The organism is Bacillus sp. JZ109 (genome assembly GCF_053903135.1).
Map to the genome: position 1 here is coordinate 2,461,883 of NZ_CP096388.1, position 24,513 is coordinate 2,486,395.

The window sequence follows — 24,513 nt, forward strand, 5'->3', positions numbered from 1 at the left end:
CCGGTCTAAGATAGACTCGGGGTATGGTTAAATAGAGGGCAGCATTGAAGCTTCCTTCTCTTCATAACCCTTCCAAGCCTCTCTGGACTTTCATTAAAAGGTTTTAAATATGATGTTGTTCAGATGTGTCTGCCTGCTCTTCCTTCGCCTGCGGAAGAATCAGGTTTAAGATGACACCGACAATTGCGGCAAGCGCCATTCCTGACACTTGGAATCCGCCCTGAGACACTTGGATAAAAGCGCCTCCTACACCGATGACAAGGATAACTGATGTAATAATGAGGTTTCTGTTGTTTTCATAATCAATTTTGTTGTCAATCAGCATTCTCAGGCCGCTTGAAGCAATGATTCCGAACAGCAGGAAGGAGACGCCTCCCATGACCGCTGACGGCACTGAACTGATCAGCGCTGAAATTTTGCCGATAAAGCCGAAGCAAAGGGCAATCACTGCCGCGCCCCCGATGACAAAGACGCTGAATACTCTTGTGATGGCCAGCACGCCAATGTTTTCTCCGTAAGTCGTTGTCGGAGGGCCGCCGATCAGGGAAGCGAGGATTGTCGCCACACTGTCACCCATAATAGAGCGATGAAGACCTGGCTTTTTAATGAAGTCTTGTCCGACAACCTTGCTCAGCACCATTTGGTGGCCGATATGCTCTGACATTGTGACAAATGCGACAGGAACCATTGCGGCTGCGATGCCGAGTGTAACTGACGGTGAATAATCTTTGAACGGAATGATAAATTCAGGCACTGCAAACCATTTCGCGTCAAGCACCGGCTGGAAGTTGACAATCCCTTGAGTAAGGGCGAACAGGTATCCGCCAATGATTCCAATCAGAACCGGAATCAGGCTTAGAAACCCTCGTAAGAAAATCGCACAAATAATCGTAATTGCCAGCGTAACTCCTGCGACACTAAAGTGCTTTAAGCTATAGACCAACTCACTCGCGTTTGGATCAGCATACATCGCCATGTTTACCGCAGTGCTTGCCAGTCCCAGCCCGATGACGATAATAACAGGCCCTACGACTACAGGCGGGAGAATCTTCATCAGCCATCCTGTTCCAAGCTGCCTAATCAATAAGGCAATCAGCCCGTACACCAGCCCTGCAAGAAACGCTCCAACCATTGCCGCTCCCGGCCCGCCGGTCGCTTTTACCAGAATGATCGGAGAAATAAAGGCGAAGGATGAACCGAGATACGCCGGAATTTGTCCTTTGGTAATAAGAAGGTACGCCAGTGTTCCGATGCCGCTTGTCACCAACGCCACAGCAGGACTCATTCCGACGAGCTTCGGAACCAAAATGGTTGAGCCAAACATGGCAAACAAATGCTGAAGGCTGAATGAAACCCAAGAGAAAGGTGTCGGGACATCCCTGACCCCTAAATTTACTTTTTTCTTACTCATGATGATTTCCCCCTGATTGTTGACTTTCATTTTAGGATGACTCAATGACTGTATAAAAAAACCTCTTTGCTTTTTTACGCAAAGAGGCATACAAAGACCTGCCGAATGCTTTTTGGGCCTTTGTTGTGCACCTCTTTGCAACCTCTCTGGATTGCCCTTAAAAAGGTGATCTATTATTCGTTTTCATAAATGGCGACGAGATCGTTTTGGTCTACCTCATCAAGCTGAACCATAACCTTTTCAGACTTTGATGTCGGGATGTTTTTCCCGATATAATCCGCTCGGATCGGCAGCTCCCGGTGTCCTCTGTCCACAAGCACTGCAAGCTGAATGGAGGAAGGTCTGCCTACATCAACAAGCGCATCCATTCCTGCTCTGACTGTTCTTCCGGTATACAGAACATCATCAACGAGAATGACTTTTTGATCTGTAATATCTACCGGAATATCTGCACCTTTTACAAGCGGTTCATCGTTGCTCGTTTTTTTAGAAAGATCGTCTCTGTAAAGAGTAATATCAATTTCACCGACTGTAACAGGATTTCCCTCAATCTGTTCAATGCGTTCCGCAAGGCGTTTTGCCAGGTAAATCCCTCTTGTCTTAATGCCGACAAGGATGCAGTTATTCATTCCTTTATTGCGTTCGATCATTTCGTGAGCAATCCTGGTCAGCGCCCGTCTGATTGCCTGTTCGTCGAGAATGACAGCTTTTTGATTCAATGTGTGACACCTCACAGTTCATATAGAAGAAAAAACCCCTCCTGCCAGAGCATAGAGGGGTTTTAGGACAAGGTGCGCGCCTATACACGCATCCCGTCAATCCGTTATCCTTCTCAGCCTCTCTGGACTGTTTTAAAGAATCTATTCAGCTTCGTTTATTATTTCAGAAAAGAAACCCTCTGTCAACCGTTTTTTCTGAGGTTTTCGATTAATTCTGCCATATCCTCAGGAAGCGGCGCTTCAAATTCGACATATTCTCCTGTTCGTGGATGGTCAAAACCTAAAACTCCCGCGTGAAGCGCTTGGCCATTAAAGTCGATTGTTTTTCTTGGGCCGTATTTCGGATCGCCTGCTAATGGGAATCCGATATATTTCATATGAACACGAATTTGATGGGTTCTCCCTGTTTCAAGCTGGCATTCCACTAACGTAAAATCCTGAAAACGCTCTAGTACATGAAAATGAGTGACAGCGTTTTTGCCATCACGTGTCACAGTCATGCTTTGACGGTCTTTCTTATCTCGTCCGATCGGCGCGTCAATTGTGCCATCATCGTGAGAAATAAGCCCGTGGACAACTGCCGTATATTTCCGCGTGACCGTTTTGTTGACCAATTGGTTTACAAGTGACTCGTGCGCCATATCATTTTTCGCCACCATTAATAAACCGGACGTGTCCTTATCGATTCTGTGAACAATACCCGGACGCATCACGCCATTTATTCCGGAAAGGTCTGTGCAATGAGCCATAAGGCCGTTTACAAGTGTGCCCGTAAGATGCCCGGGTGCTGGGTGAACAACCATTCCGCGAGGTTTGTTGACGACCAGCACATCCTGGTCCTCATAATAAATATCCAGATCCATAGGCTCTGCCAGGACGTCGAGCGCTTCCGGTTCGGGTACAGTGACGGTCACCTGATCACCCGGCTGAATTTTATAATTCGCTTTCACCGCGCTTCCGTTCACGACAACCTGTCCGTCTTTTACCCATTGCTGAACCTGGGTTCTTGACCAATCATTCTCAGTCGATGCCAAAAATTTATCAATCCGCTCACTTTTTTGTTCTTCTGAAGCGGTTATATCAATTTGATTCATGCTATTGCTCCTTTTTCTTTTTCCCGCTGTCCAACAGCATTTGTATAAATAAAAGCATTACGCCGACACATAGTGAAGAGTCCGCGATGTTAAATATCGGGTAATTGTAATTGACAATAATAACATGGATAAAATCCACAACTTCCTGTCTGACAGCCCGATCGATAAAGTTGCCGATGGCACCGCCAAGCATAAGTCCGAGGGCAACGCCAAGAAGCCTTTGTCCCTTTGTATAACGCTGTATGTAATAAACAATACCAATAATAACAGCGGTTGTTATGAGGTAGAAAAACCACATTTGACCCGCTAATATCCCCCATGCAGCACCCGTATTGCGATGGGAGGTGATATAGAATACCTGATCAATGATCGGAATGCTTTGGCCAAGTTCCATGTTCTTAACAACTAGCCATTTTGTCAATTGATCGGCTGCAATAATAAGTAGTGCAATCATATAATACAGCACAAACGTTCCTCCAGTTTACGGTTACTTTAATCCATTATGCATTTTATCAATAAAAAGCACTGGAGTAAAGAAATATCAGGCATATTAACCAGCCAGACACTGTTATTCATACAGTGCCTGACCATATTCGATATCCGTTGATTTCCATATCGGAAGCGTTTTTTTCTCAAATTGGACAGAATAAAGAAAATCGTTTGCTGTTCGGGCCGTCGGCAGCACCGCCAGCTTTGAAAGAGGAATGGGGGCCCCTGTTTCTTCACAGTATCCGAATGTGCCGTTTTCGATTTTTGACAATGCAAGGAGAACGTCTTGAAGCTCTTCTTTAATATGATAGATCAGAGTTGCTTTTTGTTTATGATTGATTGCTGCTTGCGGGCTTGTAGAAACCTGAAAGCAAGAATACTCAAATAATCTCGACTGTAATTCTTCTTTCATCAGAAGAAGTTCCGTATAAATTGCGGTCAGTTGATCATTCATTCTTCACAACTCCTGCTCTTAACGTAGTACCTTTATTGTTGCCTATGAATGATGATCTAAAGCCCATAAGATTTTTCCTGCCGTTCTAAAGGATGTCACTCTTGGCACAAAAAAAGCCCGGCTTTTACGCCGGGCCCTTTTCATTATTTTTGATAGTATTTTTCAACGATTTCAGCGTTGCGTAATGAAAGTGTAGGATATTTCGGATTTGCACCTACATCTTTTGAAATCACACGTGATCTCTCACACATTTCGCCTTCCGCTTTCTCGACAGCGATTTTACCCGTCGCAAAGCTTTGCGCATCGTTCGGCGCATCATTTTCTTCGCTGATTGTCAGTTCAGACACAATAAACAGCTGAGAAAGGTTTTCTTTTATGGAAGCCAAGAGCTCTTTGTTTTCTTTGTTTGGATACAATTTCAGGTTTGCTTCCAAAGATTTACCGATAATTTTTTCATTTCGCGCAGTTTCTAACGCTTTTAGCACGTCATCACGAAGAGCCATAAAGCGGTCAAATTTTTCTTCAGTCACTTCACTGTTTGGAACCGCGATTGTTTCCGGCATATCGGTCAGCTGAACGCTCTGCTCTTCAACAAATGTTAAATGAGACCACAATTCGTCTGCCGTATGTGGAAGGATAGGCGCTGAAAGCTTCACTAATGCAAGAAGCGTTTCGTAGAATACTGTCTGCATGCTGCGTCTATCCGGATGATCCGCATGCTCGATGTAGACAATATCTTTTGCAAAATCAAGGTAGAATGAGCTCAATTCGATTGTGCAGAAATTATGAATGCTGTGATACACAACCGCAAATTCGTACTCATCATACGCTTTTTTCACTTTATCAATCAGCTTGTTCAGCTTAATCAGCATATACTGATCCACTTCACGAAGATCTTCGACAGCCACCGCATTTGTTTTTGGATCAAAATCGAAAAGGTTGCCGTGAAGGAAACGGAACGTGTTGCGGATTTTACGATATACTTCCGCAACCTGCTTTAGAATGGCGTCAGACACGCGAACGTCCGCCTGATAATCCACTGAAGATACCCATAATCTTAAGATGTCGGCACCAAGCTGTTTCATAACTTTAGCCGGAACAACAACGTTACCGATTGATTTACTCATCTTGCGTCCTTCTCCATCCAGTGCGAACCCATGGCTGAGCACACCTTTATACGGCGCTTTCCCTGTTACGGCTACTGCTGTAGAAAGAGAAGAGTTAAACCAGCCGCGATATTGGTCAGATCCCTCTAGGTATAGATCAGCCGGGCGAACGAGGTCATCACGTTCTTCAAGCACTGCTTGATGTGAAGAGCCTGAATCAAACCAAACATCCATGATATCCTGTTCTTTTGTAAATGTGCCGTTCGGGCTGCCAGGATGCGTAAAGCCTTCCGGAAGAAGATCCTTTGCTTCTTTTTCAAACCAAATGTTTGATCCGTGCTGTCTGAACAATTCAGAAACATGTTCAATGGTTTCATCCGTAATAATTGGTTCTCCATTTTCGGCATAAAATACCGGAATCGGCACGCCCCACGCACGCTGTCTGGAAATACACCAGTCTCCGCGGTCCCGAACCATGTTGTGCAAACGCTGCTCGCCCCATTCAGGAACCCATTTGGTTTCTTTAATGGCATCCAGCAGGTCTGATCTGAAATCTTTAATAGACGCAAACCATTGCGCTGTCGCTCTGAAAATGGTTGGTTTTTTTGTTCTCCAATCATGCGGATAAGAGTGAGTAATGAATTCAAGCTTCACAAGTGCGCCTTTTTCATCAAGCTGCTGTGTGATCGCTTTGTTTGCATCATCATAAAACATGCCTTCAAAGCCAGGAGCTTCGCTTGTCATTACACCTTTTTCATCGACCGGGCAAAGCACATCTAAACCGTATTTTTGGCCGATGATAAAGTCATCTTCCCCATGTCCTGGCGCTGTATGAACACAGCCTGTTCCGGCATCAGTTGTTACGTGTTCACCAAGCATAACGAGAGAGTCTCTGCCATATAGCGGGTGTTCAGCGATAATGTTCTCAAGGTCTTTTCCTTTGACCGTTCTTGTCACTTCATACTGATCAAATCCGCATGCCGATGCAACATTTTCGACTAAGGCACTTGCTACGACAAAGCGGTCTTCACCTACTGCAATCACGCTGTACTCAAGATCAGGGTGCACTGAGATTCCGAGGTTCGCCGGAATTGTCCAAGGCGTTGTTGTCCAAATGATGATGCGCTCGCCGTTTTCAAGAACGCCTTTTCCGTCTTTTACACCAAAAGCGACGTAAATTGATGCTGAACGTTTGTCTTGATATTCGATCTCGGCTTCAGCCAGAGCAGACTCACTTGAAGGTGACCAGTTAACCGGTTTAAGGCCTTTGTAAATGTAGCCTCGTTTTGCCATTTCACCAAATACGCGGATTTGCTGCGCTTCGTATTCCGGTTTTAATGTCACATATGGGTTTTCCCAGTCACCGCGGACACCAAGACGTTTGAATTGCTCACGCTGTCCCTCGATTTGCTTCCAAGCGTACTCTTCGCATAGTTTGCGGAATTCCGCTACTGACATTTCTTTGCGGTTGACCTTTTTGTTTTTTGTCAGAGCTGTTTCAATTGGCAATCCGTGTGTATCCCAGCCCGGCACATACGGTGCGTTGTAGCCGCTCATTGATTTATAGCGGACAATGAAGTCTTTCAAAATCTTGTTAAGTGCATGGCCCATATGGATGTCGCCGTTTGCATACGGAGGTCCGTCATGTAAAACAAATTTCGGGCGGTCTTTCGTCCGTTCCTGAACAAGACGGTAGATATCCTCTTCCTCCCATTTTTTTTGAATGTCAGGCTCCCGGTTTGGCAAATTTCCACGCATCGGGAAATCTGTTTTCGGCATTAAGAGCGTGTCTTTAAAATCCATTTTCATTCCTCCACTGCATTTTTTCAGAAAATAAAAAAAGCCCTCTCATCCCATAAGGGACGAGAAAGCTTATCTCGCGGTACCACCCTTTTAGAAAAAGCAAGCATACACTTTTTCCTCTTGAGCATCGTAACGTGATGAACGTCCTAACCTACTGTGAGTTCAGCAAGGAAACTAAAGGGCTGATCTACATGATTCCGGCCATCCCGGACTCTCACCATCTCCGGGTCGCTATGAAGGCCTGAAGGAAACATGACTGTCCCTTTCAACCGTTTTTTCATCTGAATTTATGAACGTATTATATTCGACAAGCTAAGAAAATGTCAAGATAATCAGAGAATTTATTCCTTTTCCTCAAATACAGCGTCGACTTCATACTCAAGGAGATGATCCCAATCGTCATTTTTCAGAAGATCAAGCTGAGCTTCAATCAGCATTTGGAAACGTGTTCTGAACACTTTAGACTGTTTTTTCAGCTCTTCAATTTCCATTGCAATTTTTCTTGATTTTGATAACGATTCGTTGATAATGCGATCAGCGTTTTTCTCCGCTTCCCGAACAATCAGCTTTGCCTCTTTTTGAGAATTGCGTTTTACGTCTTCAGCCGCTTCTTGAGCAACTAAAATTGATTTATTCAATGTTTCCTCAATATTTGCAAAGTGTCCGATTCTTTCATCAAGCTCATTGACTTTCGCTTCAAGCTCAGTTTTCTTGCGGAGAACAATTTCGTAATCTTTTCTGACTTGGGCTAGGAATTCATTTACTTCATCTTCATCATATCCGCGAAAACTTTTTGTAAACGTCTTGTTGTGAATATCATTTGGCGTTAATGGCATGATGCCACCTCCATTTTTACATTTCAGTACGGTTATCTAGTTCACATTATAAAACAAATTTCGCACAGATGGAGAAAAAAACTGAAAAACCGACTATTTTTGTCGTTCAAACGTAACTCTCCATTTGTCTTTTTTGGTTTTCCCTTCGATTTTTGTTAAGCTGCACCGGCCAAAACCTCTGATTGACAGCATGTCCCCTTCCGCGACTATGTATGAAGGATCTTCAACCACCTTCCAGTTCACTTTCACAAGGCCGTTTTTCACAAGCGTCTGTGATTTTTGGCGGGATTGCCTGCTCATAGCGGCGCAGACGGCGTCAAGCCTTAAAGAAGAAACCGTGTCATCTCTTATTTCGACATCAACTGCTGGAATGTTAAGGTCTGACAAGTCGATTTTCTCTAGGCTGACCGCCGCTTTGCCTGCTTGGGTCAGCTGTGCAGCCACAAAATCAGCGGTATCGGCTGAGACAATCAATTGCACTGCTGTCTCAGAAAACACGATGTCACCGAATTTTTGCCGCTTTAATCCTATGCCCATTAATGCACCAAGCAGAGAACGATGATCTACTGAGACAAACTTGTCAGCATAACGGACGTTAAACGCCTGCAATTCAAAATCCGATTCTTCCGGAGTAATGTACTCTGGATACAGAATCGCCCGTTTCCGCTCCGCTCTGTCATAGCCGCCGGAAAAAGCAAGCCCGACGTCAGCCTGTCCCGTAACAGCAGAGAGGATGACCTGCTCTCGGGGATCTAAAAAGTCGGTCAGCTTCATCCGGTACTGCTCCTGGACAATTCTTTTCCATTCGAGCGCCTGATCAATAAAGGCCCGCTCGTCTTTTCTGAAGTGCTGATATATATCGCTCATCGTCTTTCCCTTCTATGTAAAGAGGCTTGGCTGCTGCCAAGCCCCTATCAAACTGTCACATTAAAACGCAATCATGCGATAAAGCCCCCACAAGCCGGTTGTCGCAAACCGAAGCACAAGTATTGCTACGATTGGTGAAATATCCAGCATTGCAATCGGAGGAATGATTTTTCTGAATGGTTCGAGATATGGTTCACAAATCGAAGCCAAAAAACGCCCGACTGCTGTTTCCCTCGTACTCGGCACCCATGACATAAAAATATATATGATCAGGGCAAATGAGTATATTGTGATTAATAAGTTTAAAACCGAAAAAACTTGATAAAGGATCATCTCGCTTTACCACCTCTGATGTTCGTCTTCAGATATGAGCTCAGAAATTGTGCCTGATACATCTACGTTGTCAGGCGTGCAGAGGAAAATATCTGAGCCGATTCTTTGAATATCGCCGCCAATGGCATAAACGGTTCCGCTTAAAAAGTCAACAATCCGCTTCGCCTGGTCATGCTGTATCCGCTGAAGATTGACGACAACTGCCCGCCGGTTCTTCAAATGGTCGGCTATTTCCTGCGCCTCCGCATAAACGCGCGGCTCACTCAACACCACTTTAGAGGATTTCTGAACACTTTGCAAGCTCACTACATTCTGTTTGCCCGCTGGTTTATTCCCGTTGTAAGGCGGCTTTTCTTTTTGCTCATGCTCCTCATGTGATTCCCGCTCTGTCTCAATATATTCATATTCGTATTCTTCATCTTCCATTGAGAAAAAGTTTTTCAGTTTATTTTTCATACTCATTGCTGTACACCCCCTGTTTCATTTCCGACTAACGATGAGCCGATTCTAATATAAGTAGCTCCTTCTTCAATTGCAATTTCAAAATCATTTGACATGCCCATCGACAGTTCAGTACACGGAGCGTTCGGCTGGTTCAGCTTCTGAACCTGGTCACGGAGTTCTCTCAGCGACCTGAAACAGCTTCTGATCTGATCTTGATCATCAGTCAGCGGAGCCATTGTCATCAGCCCGGCAACAAGGATATGTTCGAAACCGGAAAGCTCCTGTATGAATGGAATGACTTCTTCTTTTTTCATGCCGTGTTTAGAAGGCTCAAGAGAGGTATTGACCTGCACAAAGCATCGTACAGTACCTTCAGCCCGTTTTTCAATTTCTTTCGCTAATGAGAGCCGGTCTAGGGAATGGATATAGGAAACCGCATTGACGACAGATTTTGCTTTTCTTGATTGCAGACTGCCGATAAAATGCCATTCCGGATTCCCTTTCATCAATTCCTGTTTGCGGAGCAGTTCCGCATCCCGATTCTCTCCGAGGCAGGTGATGCCAGCATCTACTGCCTCCTGTGCTCTTTCAGGCGATACATATTTAGTGACTGCAATAACCGTAACTTCATCGGAGCTGCGGCCCGATCTGTTACATGCTTCGTTTATTCGTTCGTTTATATGTCGTAAATTATCAACAACACGCAAGATCTTTTATGCCTCCTTCATTCCGATAAAGGACATCATCCGTCCAGTTTTCCCCTGATCGCGGCGGTGAGAATAGAAAAGAGACGGCTCGCTTTCCGTGCATAAACCGCTGACAGAAATTTGTTCACTTGCCAAACCGCTGTCCATCAGTATAAGACGGTTCAGCTCTTTCAGATCAAGCTGATATTGTGCCTTTGCCGTCTGATTAACGGCAAGGTCTGCTGAAACCGGCAATGCGCGGACAGCATCCATTACGCGGTCGTCTACCGTATAGCATGCTCCGCTGATAGACGGGCCAATAACAGCGTAAATATCTGAGGGATTTGAACCTTCCTTCTCAGTCCATTGCTTCACCATTTCTCTGCCAATCTGTTTGACGGTGCCTTTCCACCCGGCATGGGCGACTCCGACAAGCGACTTAACCGGATCATAAAAGAAAAGAGGCACACAATCAGCAAAGCATAATGCCAAAAATACATTTTTTTCATTTGTATAGAGCCCGTCCGTTGCTTTTAGAGCCGTGTGATACTCACGGGCGCCTTTTCCCCTATCCCTCTGCGTCACTTTCTGAACGCGATTATCATGTGTCTGATCAGCGAATACCCAAGACTGCAAATCAGTATTAAACATATCGGCAATATATTCACGATTTTTAACTACATCTGCATCTTTGTCATGAACGTGCAATCCTGTATTTAACGATTCAAAAGGCTTTTGGCTGACACCGCCGTTTTTTGTCGTAAATCCGGCAATGACCTCTTTGTTGTTTTGATTCGTTTGAGCCCAGTCTTGTATCATGAGTGTCGAGGGTGTGGTAAGACTGAATGGGTGATATGTATTCATGATGATCCAACCTTTCGACAAACATTTAAAAAAGCGGAATTTCCCACTTATTTTACCACATCTTACTGCATACGTTGAGCGCCGATTTGCATATTTCTAAATGAAATGTGCCGGAAGAATCGAGACTTCCGGCATTTGCCAATCTGCGGCAGACAAGCAGGTTTATGCATGTGGTTCACTTAATCGGACCAAGATTACATCTTCCCCGATTTTTACTATATTTCGCCATGGAATGACCAATTCCTCTTCTTTTCCAAAAAATCCGAGAACTTTCCCATTTCCTCCTAGTATGATCGCCTGAATTTTACCAGTGGTCACATTGATATCAATATCACCAATACTCCCCAGCTTTTTTCCGTTTGAGACATTGACGACATCCTTTACCTGAAATTCTGAAATGCTGATCATTCCATCACGTCCTTTTTCCGTCCTTTTGTTCAAGTATATGAACGGGCAGGCTGAACCTTGTCAGCAAGAAGAAATTTTCATGTCATTGCTCTTTTTTCCGGCTGCACCAGCTGATGATAAAATCGAGTATAATTTTTGTATACTCTACTAGCTGCTCAATCGATACCTTCTCGTTCACAGAGTGTGCATTGTGCAGATCTCCAGGACCGTATATTACGCATGGAATACCGGCATCATACAGCCATCCGCCATCTGTAACTGATTGAGAAACGTCAATAATTGGACACTCCCGTTTCACTTTCTGATGAGAGGCAGTTAGCGCTAAGACGCCTGGGTGGCCAGGGTCAACTTCCAATGCCGGAAAAATTTCTCCTCTGTCTTCTATCATAGATGAGCCTCCCCACTTGAATACAGGGCGGTTTTCCCTAAGCCAAATATCACTGTCACTCAGCCGATTGACGTAATCTTCTATTTCCGCTGCCACTTGGTCATGGGTTTCATTTGGATAAAAATGGACAGTGATCCACAGCCGGCATTCGTCCGCTATAAAAGCCGCATGTCTGCCGCCTTCTATAACAGCCGGGTTAATTGTATTTGTTCCAGGTTTAAAGCCGGGATAACTTTTCATAATAGACCAGTGGCGCTCAAGTTCACCGAGCCCCGCAATGATTTTCGCCATTTTTTCAATTGCGCTTGCTCCGAATGTTCCTCCGCCTGCGTGAATCATATTCCGTCTCGTTCCATCGTGAAATGTTTGACTGCTTTTGATTTCGATCCAGCCTGTAATAACACCGCCTTGGCCTTGAATATGCATATCGCTCGTATCAGCGACAATTGCAAAATCAGCGTGGTAGCCCCTCTTGCAGCATTCAAGCGTGCCGGCTTCTCCAACTTCCTCCCCGATAACCGATTGCAGAATCAGATCACCGGGAAGCTCAATGCCGGCTTCACGAATTAATTTGACAGCAAACAACACACACGCCATTCCGCCCTTCATATCGGAAGCGCCTCGACCGATTAAGAGACCGTTTTTTTCAATTGGATGAAATGGATCATGCTCCCATTCTTCATCCTCTTTTACCTCTGCCACATCTACGTGGCCATTGATAATCAGGCTATAATAATCTGCTGAATCTGTTCCTTTTAGCTTCCCTACAACATTGGGATCTCCAGGGTACACATCCCATTTGTCGATCGAGAATCCCAATTCATTTAAATATCCCGCAATCCATGACTGAATGCCCTCTGTATTTCTTGCAGGCGGAGCAGGTGTTTGATAAGAAATCAGCGTTTTCGCAAGCTGAATAAGCTCCTCCTTATGTTCTTCCACTTTTTTTTGCAAAGAGTCTATTTGTTGATCCAATGTAAATCCGCTCCTATTCTTTAAAATCAAAAAAGCCGTTTCAAATGTGATGAAACGGCTTAATAAAAACAAACGGAGTCCGATGTACTCCGCTTTTCACCGCTTCCCTCCGCTGGCATGATCCAGATCAGGTCAAAAGGGTTGAGACAAAGTCTCTCTCAGCTTCGCAAAGCACCCCTAGGATGAATATATATATATTTGTCAGGCATTCGTTATCGGCTCAGCTCTAGTTAAAAACGGCCGATCCTGATTCCATAATACATGGATTGGCGTATCAAAAAAAGCGGAAAGTATTTGATCAGTAAGCATTTCCTTTATTTCTCCGGATCCAAAGACCTCTCCCTGTTTTAATAAAAGGGCTTTATCAAAGACAGGCAAAATTTCTTCAGCATGATGAGTCACATAAAGGATAGATGGTGCATTTTCTTTGTTTGCAATGTATGTAATCGTATCTAACAACTTTTCCCGGGCAATAAAATCCAGTCCTGTGACTGGTTCATCCAGTATCAGCAACTCTGGATCGGCCATTAGTGCTCTAGCAATCAACGCTCTTTGTTTTTCCCCTTGAGAAAGGGTTTCATAGCGGCGATCGGCATATTCAATTGCTCCCAAGTCCTCTAACAAACCAATCGCTTTTTCCCTGGTTTTCTTACTTGGCGTTTCATATAACCCAATCGAAGCGTAAGCTCCGCTCAAAGCAATTTCAAAGGCTGAATCTCCCGGATACAATTTTTGCTGAAGAGCTGCTGAGACGAGGCCAATTTTACGTCTGAGCTTTTCCCCAAGCTCTGTTTTGCCAAATTCATGGCCAAGCACCTGCATCTCGCCTGATGTTGGAAAATAATAAGAGCAAAGCATATTTAACAGCGCTGTCTTCCCGGCGCCATTTAGGCCGTAAAGCACCCAATTTTCCTTTTCTTCCACCTTCCAATGAATATCTCTCAGTATCCATTTCCCATTCCGTTTTAGTGAGACATTGTCAAGCTGCAAAATCATCGTGGTCCTCCTCTTTATTGCCTTTTATAATTGTTTTAATTTTCATAAAACTTTGTACGAACTAGGATACCTTACTTTTCCCAAAACGTAAACCATCCGTAATCAATAGAAAAGCCTTTAAAACAACATCGTTTTAAAGGCTTTTCATTATTGATGAATATTTTTATTCATTTGTTTGATAGCCGCTTTTTCAAGTCTGGACACCTGCGCTTGAGAAATTCCGATTTCCTCGGCGACTTCCATTTGGGTTTTCCCTTGGAAGAATCGCTTTCTCAAAATCATTTTTTCCCTATCGTTCAGCCTTCTCATGCCCTCTTTTAAAGCCAGCTCTTCAATCCATTGTGAATCTGTATTACGCTCATCACTGATTTGGTCCATCACATAGATCGGGTCTCCGCCGTCGTTATAGATCGGTTCAAATAGAGAAACCGGATCCTGGATGGCATCAAGCGCAAATACAATTTCCTCATGCGGTACTTCAAGAACTTTTGCGATGTCTTCTGCAGTCGGCTCCTTGCTTGTCTCACTGATTAACCGCTCTCTTACCTGAAGCGCCTTGTAAGCGATGTCCCGGAGTGATCTTGAGACACGGATCGGGTTATTATCACGTAAATACCTGCGGATCTCTCCGATAATCATAGGTACAGCGTATGTTGAAAACTTAACATTGTGGCTTAGGTCAAAATTATCAATGGATTTCATTAGTCCGATGCAGCCGACTTGAAATAAGTCATCAACATACTCCCCTCTGTTATTAAATCGTTGAATGACACTTAAGACAAGACGCAAGTTCCCGTTTACAAGCTTTTCTCTTGCTGAATCATCGCCTTCATCCTGCAGCTGCCTAAACAGCTTTCTCATCTCTTCATTCTTGAGTACTGGTAATTTGGAGGTATCCACCCCGCAGATTTCGACTTTATTTCTCGACACTTTTTTCCCTCCCTACAGGAGCTGCTGTACAACGTTAAGTATCTCCTTGGGTGGGAAAAATATGCACTTCACTCAGACCGAAAAACTGTCGAAATCAGGAAATCCCTGTAAAATCAAGGGGTTCTAACCATAAAATTTTTTACACCATTTTGTTGAACTCTTTTCTCAATCTTTTTATAATTCTTTTCTCAAGCCGCGAAATATAAGACTGAGAAATCCCCATCATATCCGCTACATCCTTTTGGGTTTTTTCTTCTTCACCGACAAGCCCAAACCGCAGCTCCATGATTTGCTTTTCTCTCTCATTAAGCTGTTCAAGCGCTTTTTTCAAGAGCTTTTTATCGACGTTAGCTTCTATGTCTTTAGTGATGATGTCATCGTCAGTGCCGAGCACATCAGAAAGCAAAAGCTCATTGCCGTCCCAATCAATATTAAGCGGTTCATCAAAGGAAACCTCTGAACGGATTTTGTTATTTCTTCTTAAATACATCAGGATTTCATTTTCTATACACCGGGAGGCATAGGTAGCAAGCTTGATTTTCTTTTCTGGATTGAATGTATTCACAGCTTTGATTAGACCGATGGTACCGATGCTGATTAAATCCTCTATATTAATTCCCGTATTTTCAAATTTACGGGCGATATATACGACCAGACGCAAATTGCGTTCAATTAGAATGGCGCGCGCCGCCTGATCGCCGTTTGGGAGCTTCATTAACAAAACCTGCTCCTCATCTTTAGATAATGGAGGCGGCAGGGCTTCACTCCCGCCTATGTAATAGACTTCATCACTTTTCAGCCCAAGTTTCATCAGCAGCTTATACCAGAGGTGCGTCAACCGTAATTTCAGTTTTTTCATCTTCCTCTCCCTTCTAAATGTCACGCCGTTTGAGTATGATAAGTAACGGACATTTGCGAACATTATGAAACGTGTTTGACAGCCTTTCCCGAAAGCATTTTCGGATGAATAATCGCGTCAAACTCTCCATCTGCCGACAGCTTTGTTGTGCTGATGCCGATTAAACATTTATCTGCAGAAATCATTTCTTCTTTTGTCATAATCGTTACGTGATCCGGTTTAACGCATAATAAAAATTGATTTTGCTGACCAACTCCCCTGTATGGAATCAACCTCATTTTATCTAAAAAGCGAAAGGATTCATCGAGCTGTTCGATGGCTTCCAATGGGTCTGTGTTTCGAATGATCATCGTTTCGGCTGTTCCGAAAATCGGCTCCAGTTTATCAATGTAAATGATCATTACCGGTGTTTTTGTAAGAGGATCGTACAGCTGGTTACCGGAATCAATCAGGCCTCTGACATGAAGTGTTTGGCTGCCCAAATCTGCCTGCACGCTGACTCGTTCCTCATATTGAATGTTTTTTGTTTCAATATCTTCAATTCTTCTTTTAGAAAAAAACCATAATACTGGAAAGCCCCCAACAATAAACAACCAGCTGATCGGGTCTCCAAACCCTGTTTGATTGGTAATCATAACACCGTTTTGAACAATAGAATTTGACTGCAGCAAAGAATGGGCTCCGATAATTCCTCCCCCCATTAAAAAAGTGGCAAAATAAAAGGAAAACAAATTTTGAAAGAAAAACCGAAATCTTTTAAAGCCAAATGTCACCACCACAATCACAACTGAAAAAGCTAGCTTCCCAGCCGGATGTTCAACAATCGGCGAAAAAGGAGTAAACATCAAAAGGACAATACTGGAACCGATGAACGCTCCGCCTACCAGTCTTCTTTTTTTTACATGCCGTTTTAAAATAAATGCCGTGAGCAAAAGCAAAAGTGCATCAAAACAAAAGTTTAACAGCCAAATGACATCTAAATAGATTTTCACATCTGACTCCTTTCTTTCTTGCCTCACGCTGTTCCCCTTCTTGCTTCATAAGTATAAAGCAAGCTCTGTGGGAAAGTCTGTCAATTAATGTTGAGAGGAAAATACAATTTTTCAGGGAAATCTGCTTAATTTGTCGAGGAAGTATAATGAGAGGATATAAAAAAAGCTGCCAATGACGGCAGCTTTTTTCCACTTAATTTTCTGTGTTGATATTAAGTTTTCCATTCGCAGTTTTTCTTGTTTCATTTCCATAATCATCTCGGACGATCACTTCTACTTTTGCTCCTTTTGCTTTAATAGAAGAAGTGGCTGTCCAATAGCCTTCATATCTTCCCGGAGAAATTTCTCTTAACGGGAGTTCGGTGGCGTTTTGCACACTCGCTCTTGCATTTGTCAGCGGCATACGAATGATAAACGTTGTATCTAAATCCTCAGCGCTTGAGAAAGCGATTTTCACAGATTCACCGGCTTTTAAGTTTTTATCCTCTCCCGGAATTAAGCCGGAAATGACAGGCTTGTCAAAATTGACATCAATGACAGCCTTTTTCGTCGTTTTGTTGCCTGCTAAGTCTGTAGCAATCACCTTGATTTCATTGCTTCCATTCTCCAAAAGAATACGGGCTGAGTATGAACCATCAGTTATTGTTGCTTTTTTGCCATTCACCTTGACGTCTTTCAGATTGTCATCGGATACAGCCCCTTTGACAGTCAGCGTTTCTTTATTTGTTTTCCCGCCATCCTTTGGAGTGTCCAGCGTTAACTCAGGCTTTTCTTGATCAAGCGTGACCGTGATTGGGCTGGAGGCATCCGTTGTTCCGTTGTCAGTTGATGCGGTTGCCGTCAGCTCATTTTCACCCTTGTTGAGTGTGATGCCTGCATGGAACGTGCCATCCGCAGCAGCTTTCGTTTCTCCTGCTTCTTTCTCTCCATTATAAATGTGTACCGTTGTACCAGGAGAAGCTTTTCCTTTTACAGTGACGCTATCCTTATTTGTGTATGATTTGTCTGTCGGTGAAGTAATCTCAGGTACAGCAGCTTCATAATTAACTAATGCGCGAATCATATAGTTGCCGTCCGCTTTGTCACCTGGCTGCCACTTTCCATCTATATACTGCCAGTTGCGGCCGGAATTCTGGCCGGTTTCATCCATTGCCAATCCAGGTGAATACGGATCAGGTTTTGACTGGATATATACGAGATAAAAGTCTTTATCGACCATAATCCCTTTTGAACTGAGATCTACCTTAGTCCACTCGCCATTGCGAAGAGCTTCAGCATTAAATGGCCCGGCAATTTTCTTGCCCGGTGCCCCGTCTTTTCCTGTAGCATCATATACCTCAACCTTAAACTCTGTGCCGCCGGGATCAGGGAACTCTGTATCCCAGAATCTGAACAGCCCTCCTGTAAGCATGCCTTTGTCCTTGCTGTCAGCGAGCGTCATTTTTACCGCCCATCCGTTCCCGGCAGCAAAATAGGAATTGGCATTCTCCGCTGTTCCGTCATCATATGCAATTTCACCCGGGTAACCGACAAAAGGCTTCAATGCAGTTTCTTTTGTTACATCACCTTTTAACTCAACGGAAAATTCATCACTGTAATAACCCGGTGCAGCGACTTTAATCGTATAAGCGCCTTCATAGGCCTCCAGCGTATATTCACCTTTGTCGTTTGTCATAGCCGGTTCCACCGCAGCATCCTCTACAACATAAACGGAAGCGCCTTTTACCGGCTCTCCTGTCGTTTTATTGATGACCGTGCCTTTTAATGTGCCCTTCTTCATCTCTTCTAACGTAAAATTAGCTTGTGTCGTCTGATCCGTCTTTAAAGATACTTTTTGTGTTTTCGACTGATAACCATATGCTTCTGCCATAAGCGTATAGTCTCCCGCTTTGTGCTTCAGCGTGTACTGCCCTGTGGATTGATCTGAATATGTTGATTTTCCTGTTTCCACTACACTGACTTGTGCCCTGAGCGGCAAAACTTGAGGCTGTATAGCCTTGTTCTGATGTTTTACCGCTGTGTTTGCAGATGGCTTAGCCTTTTTCGGATTTACTGGCTTTTTCTTTTGCTTTCCCGACGGCTTTTCGACGCCCAGCTTATTCTTTTTGACTGTTTTTCCGGCTGATTTGTCAGAAAGCACTACATCATCAATATACCAGCCCTCTTTTGCAATGCTTTCATCAGATTGAAGGTTAAACATCACTTGAATGTTTTGGCCTTTATAAGCCGATAAATCAATTTCTTCCTCCGTCCAGCTTGATGTCTTTCCGTTATAGACACCAGCCTGCTCCCAATTCTTTTCACCTTCCGGAAGAACAAAAACGTAGCCGTAATCAAAATCATCCTCTAAATTGTGCCAGCTTTTAAATTGAAGGAACAGACTTCCTGAATCAGGTGCTTTAATAGGAGGCATAACAAGGTTCATGTTTGCTGAGTTGGCATAATTTCCTGTCAAATTCGTTCCATATACTTTTTCTCCGGATGCTGCTGTATTTGGGCCAGTTGACGGAACTCCCCATTCCCAGTTATTATTTGTTCCGCTCGCAACCCAGCCGCCGGGTGCAGTTTCAAAGTCCTGCTTATATCCCGCCGTGATGCTTGGTTTCACTGTTACATCGTATACGTCAGACGAAACGACATGACCGCCAAAATCGTGAATCATCCACTTATAGCTTAGTTTAGTTCCTTTTATGTCTGGGATCTCTGCTTGATACGTTCCTTTTAGATGATCACCGCTGATTCGTTTCGCCGTTATTTCTGTCCATTCACCTTGATCAAGCTTGTAGGACAGCTTTACAGATGTCACACTCACATTGTCTTCAGCTGTCAAAGTCAGTGGCAGGCTGCCACCTTCATAAGCTTCAGTTACTTTCTCATGCTGATAGACAGGAGGCTCTTGGTCATCCCCCTCTACAGAAACTTGTCCCTCCGCTTTCCCTAATCCATCTGTAACAGCGGATACAGCATCAAAAGCATTCACCAGACCATGGCCATATCCGTTATTCGGTGAATCAGGAAATGTTGAATCCGTGAGCGGTTCAGCCGTGCTGGTTAATATATCCTCCATCTCATCGACAGAAAGTGAGGCATTCGCCTGTTTCAGCAGTGCAGCAACAGCGGATACATGCGGCCCTGCCATTGATGTGCCGTCCCAACCATCCTCATATGTCTGACCGGGAACGGATGAACGAATATTAACGCCCGGTGCAGATATTTCCGGCTTTATTTCATCATATGGAGATGGCCCTTGAAGAGAAAAGTCAGCGAGCTTTTTATTGATATCAGTCGCCCCAGTTGCAAACGATTCTGGATAGTTTGCCGGATTTGCGATAGAACCAGGCCCGCCGGGAATAAAGAGATCCGTATTCCCCGCTGAAAACTCAGGGAAAATATCGGCCGCACGCCAGGCATTGACCATGTCTCTGTACCATTCATCAAGTCCAGAGCCCCCTCCCCATGAGTTATTGACAACATCAGGAGCCATTTCCGGGTGGGGATTTCCTTCCGCGTCCTTTGGTGCTAAAACCCATTCACCAGCTTCCAAAATGTCAGCATCAGTGCCGCCATCTTCAGAGAACGCTTTAACAGCAATCCATTTTGCGCCAGGTGCTACACCGATTTGATTTGTTCCATCAGGTTCAGAGCCCACCATCGTGCCTGTCACGTGGGTTCCATGAGCCAAATCATCATAAGGGCTTGCCTCGCCTGCTACGGCATCATACCAGTTCATTTCATTTTCAGGCTCATTAGGATTTTCCGGATTATATCCGCGATATTTCTCTTTTAATGCCGGATGATTCCATTCCACCCCGGTATCAATGGACGCAACAACCGTGCCAGTTCCATCATATCCAAGTGCCCAAGCTTTTGGGGCATCGATTTGGTCTACATTCCATTCCACACCGTCAGTTGCTTTAATAGCTTTCTGTGCTTTTTTCATATTAAATGGGGAGGATGACTTAAAAAGCTGCCGTTTCTCATTAGGAAGCACCTTCTCCACTTCGGAAAACTGCGCCACTTTTTCCATGACCTCTTTTGAGGCATGAACAGCAATCCCGTTCACCACATAATAAGAATGAATTTGGTCTGCATTTCCTTTATCTTTCTGGGTGTTCAAGTATTTTAGGACATCTTGCTGCGATTCATCGGCTGTGACTTTTAAAGATGACACAACAGCAGAACGCTTTTGATATTCCGTCTTAGCGGCAGACAGCTTCTTCGATTTCGCTTTTTTAACAGCCGCTTTTGCCGCTTTATCTGTGTTAGCCTGATCTTTAAATTTAATCAGAAAAGTAGTTTTTTCTTTCTTTTTAAAGCTTTTCTTTAATGAACTCGAAATCTTGTTTTGAATGGATTCCGCAGATTGAAGCTCCTTTTTAACAGAAGGTGAGGTGACTTTACTGCTTGCCCCGGCTGCTCCCGGAAACAGCAGTGAACTGATGACAACTGTACTTAAAACAGAGCTGATGAGTCTGTTTTTCGTTTTTTTCCTCATTTTCATCCCCCTTTTTCAACATGCTTTTTAAAAAAAGTGTCGTCCCTCCTTTTAATAATGAATGGTTTGTCAGAACATCGCTGTATATTAACTGTAGACAATCTGAATTACAGATATTGTCGTTTCATGTCATTCAATTTCCATATATATGAAAATGATAAAAATGTCACAAAAATAAATAGGTCTAATTATCTGTTTTGTTACTAAACGAAGGAAGCAATAGGGAAAAAGACTTTATAAGAAGGAAAGTGTGAAGAGAAAAACAAAAAAGGACAAAATCGAAAACGATTTTGTCCTTTACATTAGCCGCGTTTATTACGGTTTCTTAAGAATGTCGGGATGTCAAGCGTATCATCAGCCGGCTGTGAAGTATGACGGCTTACTGTGTTCTGCTGCTGAGGTTCCTCACGTTTTGGCTCACGCTTCGGAACACTTTGATTGTGTGTTTTGATGCTTTGATTTAAGCTTGGACGCTGAGGCTTCGTCACGTCCTTCTCTTGTTCGATAAAGCCGGTTGCAATCACTGTCACCACAATCTCATCTTTTAGATTTTCATTAATAACAGAACCGAAAATCATGTTTACGTCTTGATCAGACGCCGAAGCGACAATGTCTGCTGCTTCCTGAACCTCATATAGGCTGAGGTTTGTTCCTCCAGTGATGTTCATGAGGACGCCTTGCGCACCGTCAATGGCCGCTTCAAGAAGCGGGCTGGAAATTGCTTTTTTTGCTGCCTCTGCCGCGCGATTTTCCCCAGTAGCAATACCGATACCCATCAAAGCAGATCCTTTGTTTGACATGATTGTTTTCACATCAGCAAAGTCAAGGTTGATAAGACCAGGTGTAGCAATCAAGTCAGAAATACCTTGAACCCCTTGGCGAAGTACGTTATCCGCTTCACGGAATGCTTCAAGCATCGGTGTGTTTTTATCAACAATTTCAAGGATACGGTCGTTCGGGATCACGATCAGTGTATCCACCGCTTCTTTCATTGCCGAGATTCCGCCTGCAGCCTGAAGCTGTCTTTTGCGTCCTTCGAAGGTAAACGGTCTTGTCACAACGCCGACTGTTAATGCGCCTAAGTCTTTCGCGATTTGTGCGATAACCGGTGCGGCACCTGTTCCTGTTCCGCCGCCCATACCAGCTGTCACGAATACCATGTCAGCACCTTTAAGTGCTTCTTCAATCTGCTCTTTGCTTTCTTCAGCGGCTTTTTTCCCGACTTCCGGATTCGCACCTGCTCCCAATCCTCTAGTCAGCTTTGCGCCGATTTGCATTTTCACTTCTGCTTTTGACAGGTTAAGAGCTTGAGCGTCCGTGTTTACCGCGATATACTCTACTCCTTGCACTTCATTTTCAATCATTCGGTTAACGGCGTTGTTACCGCCGCCTCCTACTCCGATTACTTTAATTGATGCTAAGCCGTCTATGTTTGTTTCGAACTCCAACATGCTAAATCCTCCTAATCTGCCGAATGACTATCTATCTATTCCCAAAACATGCTTAATAGTTTTTTCATTTTGCTCTGTTTATTATGTTCGGCTTGTGTTTTTTGTTTTCCTTTTGGCCGCTGCTGCACCTCATTTTGGTGATGATGCTGCTCTTGTTCCTCAGATGATGAGACTGCGATTTCCTGTATCGCTTCTTCAGGCATCTTAAAGCCTATTTTTCTGCCTTGGATTCTTGCATTCCGGCAGGCGAATTGGATCAGGCCCACTCCCGTCATATATTGAGGATCTCTTACACCGATATAATTCGGGCTTGCCACTCTGACATTGTTTTGCAGCACATCCTGTGCCAAAGACATGACACCCGGCATAGCTGCTTGTCCTCCTGTCAGCACGAAACCTCCCGGCAGATCGGTAATTCCCATACTGCGAAGCTCTTCTGAAACAATTTCAAGAATTTCCTCTACTCTCGCTTCAATGATATTCGCTGCTTCTTGCTGTGTAAATGTTTGTTTTTGATTGGTGCCTATAACGGTTACCTCAAATATTTCATCTTCCGAGGCTTCGTCATAGTAGGCATGTCCAAATTGCTTTTTCACGCGTTCTGCTTCTTCTGTTGACGTTCTCAATCCGATGGAGATATCTTTGGTGATATTTTCGCCTCCGAGAGGAATGACACGGGTAGAAGTGAGATGTCCGTTCTGGAATACGGCAATGGTTGTTGACCCTCCCCCTATATCAATGAGAGCCACACCAAGGTTTTTCTCGTCCTTTGATAATGCAGCAGAACCGGCTGCCAGCGGCTGAAGGCAAATATCAGTTATTTCAATACCAGCTCTTTCAACGCAGCGGAGTAAGTTATGTAAGATTGTTTTTGAACCGGTGATCAAGGTGCCCTCTACTTCTAAACGCACACCCAGCATTTTTTTCGGGTCGGTGATTTCATCTCTTCCATCTACGATAAACTGTTTAGGAATGACGTCAACAATCAGCTGTTCATGCGGTACGGAAACAACCTGTGCCGCCTCCATGACACGGCGTACATCTTCAACCTGAATTTCTTTATTTTCACTGGAAACTGCTACAACACCGTTTGTATCTTGAATATTGATATAATTTCCATTAACGCCGACAATAGCTTTTCTAAGCGGAAAACCTACCATTCTTTCAGCTTGGTCAAACGCTTTTCTTATAGAATGAACGGTCTCATCTATATCAACGATTGAGCCTTTTTTCAACCCTTCAGACGGTACATTTCCCACACCGATAATATTAAGGGAATCATCTGTCATTTCTCCGACGATCACTTTTGTATTGGACGTACCGATGTCAAGACTGACGTAAAGTTCATTGTTGTTCATTCTATGGCACCTCCTCACATTTCGATCATTTCTATTCTATTATTTGCGGAACAACAATACAATGAATGTGGCTTTACAAGTGTGTAACAAAAAATAACAACAGAATATTTTTATGTGCTTTTCACATTTTATGTTTATTGAAAATATTCGTTATATCCTATGTATATCCTCTTTTATATCACATTTTTTTTATTTTTTTTAGAAAGAGTCCACTTTGTTAGTAGATTTCTTCTGATAACGGCTATATTCTGAAATAATCTGACTCCAAATGCGAATATACCTGCTAAATACAAGTCTACACCAAGATGGACTCCCAGAAAAGCTAAACTTATTGCCAATATAATATTAAAAAAGAAACCGGAAACAAATACCATTTCATCATATGTACCTTGTAAATGCGCCCTGATTCCGCCGATTAATGTATCAAGTGCGGCAAGCACCGCAAGCGATAAATAGTTTGAGTATTCACTCGGTATCGTTAAGTTTGTCATTAGTCCAATCGCTATTCCGAGCACCAGTCCCAACACGGGCAGCCACATGACAATTCTCCTCCTT

At 43.7% G+C, this 24,513-nt stretch carries 22 protein-coding genes, 1 riboswitch and 1 other annotated feature; all 22 genes read right to left on the minus strand.

What is annotated here, in order from left to right; translation table 11 throughout:
* Positions 1-103: 103 nt before the first annotated feature.
* A complete protein-coding gene (gene pyrP, locus M1D94_RS12950; protein ID WP_003221479.1) occupies positions 104-1,411 on the minus strand; it encodes a uracil permease PyrP in 1,308 nt (435 codons plus the stop codon).
* A gap of 173 nt (positions 1,412-1,584) precedes the next feature.
* Complete coding sequence (gene pyrR / locus M1D94_RS12955; protein ID WP_003232127.1) at positions 1,585-2,130, minus strand: bifunctional pyrimidine operon transcriptional regulator/uracil phosphoribosyltransferase; 546 nt, start codon at positions 2,128-2,130, stop codon at positions 1,585-1,587.
* A gap of 182 nt (positions 2,131-2,312) precedes the next feature.
* Entirely contained in the window at positions 2,313-3,224 is a 912-nt protein-coding gene (locus tag M1D94_RS12960) for an RluA family pseudouridine synthase (protein ID WP_003245307.1), read from the minus strand.
* A gap of 1 nt (position 3,225) precedes the next feature.
* Positions 3,226-3,690 carry a signal peptidase II gene (lspA, locus tag M1D94_RS12965; protein WP_003245047.1) on the minus strand — a complete coding sequence of 155 codons (465 nt, stop codon included), beginning with the start codon at positions 3,688-3,690 and terminating at the stop codon, positions 3,226-3,228.
* Positions 3,691-3,792: 102 nt separating this feature from the next.
* Positions 3,793-4,167, minus strand: a complete 375-nt coding sequence (gene ylyA / locus M1D94_RS12970; RefSeq protein WP_014476755.1) for a sporulation-related RNA polymerase-binding protein YlyA — start codon at positions 4,165-4,167, stop codon at positions 3,793-3,795.
* Between the two features lie 143 nt (positions 4,168-4,310).
* A complete protein-coding gene (ileS, locus tag M1D94_RS12975) occupies positions 4,311-7,076 on the minus strand; it encodes an isoleucine--tRNA ligase (protein WP_041850853.1) in 2,766 nt (921 codons plus the stop codon).
* Between the two features lie 52 nt (positions 7,077-7,128).
* Positions 7,129-7,355, minus strand: a binding site (T-box leader).
* A gap of 62 nt (positions 7,356-7,417) precedes the next feature.
* Positions 7,418-7,912, minus strand: a complete 495-nt coding sequence (gene divIVA, locus M1D94_RS12980; protein ID WP_003221468.1) for a septum site-determining protein DivIVA — start codon at positions 7,910-7,912, stop codon at positions 7,418-7,420.
* A 93-nt stretch (positions 7,913-8,005) separates the two neighbouring features.
* Positions 8,006-8,779, minus strand: a complete 774-nt coding sequence (locus M1D94_RS12985) for a YlmH family RNA-binding protein (RefSeq protein WP_038828187.1) — start codon at positions 8,777-8,779, stop codon at positions 8,006-8,008.
* Between the two features lie 60 nt (positions 8,780-8,839).
* Complete coding sequence (locus tag M1D94_RS12990; protein ID WP_014479736.1) at positions 8,840-9,112, minus strand: YggT family protein; 273 nt, start codon at positions 9,110-9,112, stop codon at positions 8,840-8,842.
* A 6-nt stretch (positions 9,113-9,118) separates the two neighbouring features.
* On the minus strand, positions 9,119-9,574 hold the full coding sequence (gene sepF, locus M1D94_RS12995) for a cell division protein SepF (RefSeq protein WP_015483208.1): 456 nt from the start codon (positions 9,572-9,574) through the stop codon (positions 9,119-9,121).
* Complete coding sequence (locus M1D94_RS13000; protein ID WP_014479734.1) at positions 9,571-10,263, minus strand: YggS family pyridoxal phosphate-dependent enzyme; 693 nt, start codon at positions 10,261-10,263, stop codon at positions 9,571-9,573. The genes sepF and M1D94_RS13000 overlap by 4 nt, the downstream gene beginning before the upstream one ends.
* Before the next feature lie 6 nt (positions 10,264-10,269).
* Entirely contained in the window at positions 10,270-11,106 is an 837-nt protein-coding gene (gene pgeF / locus M1D94_RS13005) for a peptidoglycan editing factor PgeF (RefSeq protein WP_015483207.1), read from the minus strand.
* A 162-nt stretch (positions 11,107-11,268) separates the two neighbouring features.
* Positions 11,269-11,514: a YlmC/YmxH family sporulation protein gene (locus M1D94_RS13010; protein ID WP_003232153.1), complete on the minus strand. Its 246-nt coding sequence runs from the start codon at positions 11,512-11,514 to the stop codon at positions 11,269-11,271.
* Between the two features lie 82 nt (positions 11,515-11,596).
* Complete coding sequence (ylmB, locus tag M1D94_RS13015) at positions 11,597-12,877, minus strand: N-formyl-4-amino-5-aminomethyl-2-methylpyrimidine deformylase (protein WP_046160531.1); 1,281 nt, start codon at positions 12,875-12,877, stop codon at positions 11,597-11,599.
* A gap of 87 nt (positions 12,878-12,964) precedes the next feature.
* A riboswitch (TPP riboswitch) is annotated at positions 12,965-13,066 on the minus strand.
* A 12-nt stretch (positions 13,067-13,078) separates the two neighbouring features.
* Entirely contained in the window at positions 13,079-13,873 is a 795-nt protein-coding gene (locus tag M1D94_RS13020; protein WP_077670714.1) for an ABC transporter ATP-binding protein, read from the minus strand.
* Between the two features lie 147 nt (positions 13,874-14,020).
* Positions 14,021-14,803, minus strand: coding sequence for an RNA polymerase sporulation sigma factor SigG (sigG, locus tag M1D94_RS13025; protein ID WP_009967190.1), 783 nt, complete (start codon positions 14,801-14,803; stop codon positions 14,021-14,023).
* Between the two features lie 139 nt (positions 14,804-14,942).
* Positions 14,943-15,662 carry an RNA polymerase sporulation sigma factor SigE gene (gene sigE / locus M1D94_RS13030; RefSeq protein WP_003221446.1) on the minus strand — a complete coding sequence of 240 codons (720 nt, stop codon included), beginning with the start codon at positions 15,660-15,662 and terminating at the stop codon, positions 14,943-14,945.
* 62 nt (positions 15,663-15,724) lie between these two features.
* The gene (gene spoIIGA, locus M1D94_RS13035) at positions 15,725-16,654 is read right to left on the minus strand and encodes a sigma-E processing peptidase SpoIIGA (RefSeq protein ID WP_077670811.1); all 930 of its coding nucleotides are present in this window, start codon (positions 16,652-16,654) and stop codon (positions 15,725-15,727) included.
* A gap of 193 nt (positions 16,655-16,847) precedes the next feature.
* Complete coding sequence (locus M1D94_RS13040; protein ID WP_424935191.1) at positions 16,848-21,149, minus strand: bacillopeptidase F; 4,302 nt, start codon at positions 21,147-21,149, stop codon at positions 16,848-16,850.
* A 302-nt stretch (positions 21,150-21,451) separates the two neighbouring features.
* The gene (gene ftsZ, locus M1D94_RS13045) at positions 21,452-22,600 is read right to left on the minus strand and encodes a cell division protein FtsZ (RefSeq protein WP_003232167.1); all 1,149 of its coding nucleotides are present in this window, start codon (positions 22,598-22,600) and stop codon (positions 21,452-21,454) included.
* A gap of 35 nt (positions 22,601-22,635) precedes the next feature.
* Positions 22,636-23,958, minus strand: coding sequence for a cell division protein FtsA (gene ftsA / locus M1D94_RS13050; RefSeq protein ID WP_003232169.1), 1,323 nt, complete (start codon positions 23,956-23,958; stop codon positions 22,636-22,638).
* A gap of 173 nt (positions 23,959-24,131) precedes the next feature.
* Positions 24,132-24,497, minus strand: coding sequence for a small basic family protein (locus M1D94_RS13055; protein WP_003238683.1), 366 nt, complete (start codon positions 24,495-24,497; stop codon positions 24,132-24,134).
* Positions 24,498-24,513 lie beyond the last annotated feature (16 nt).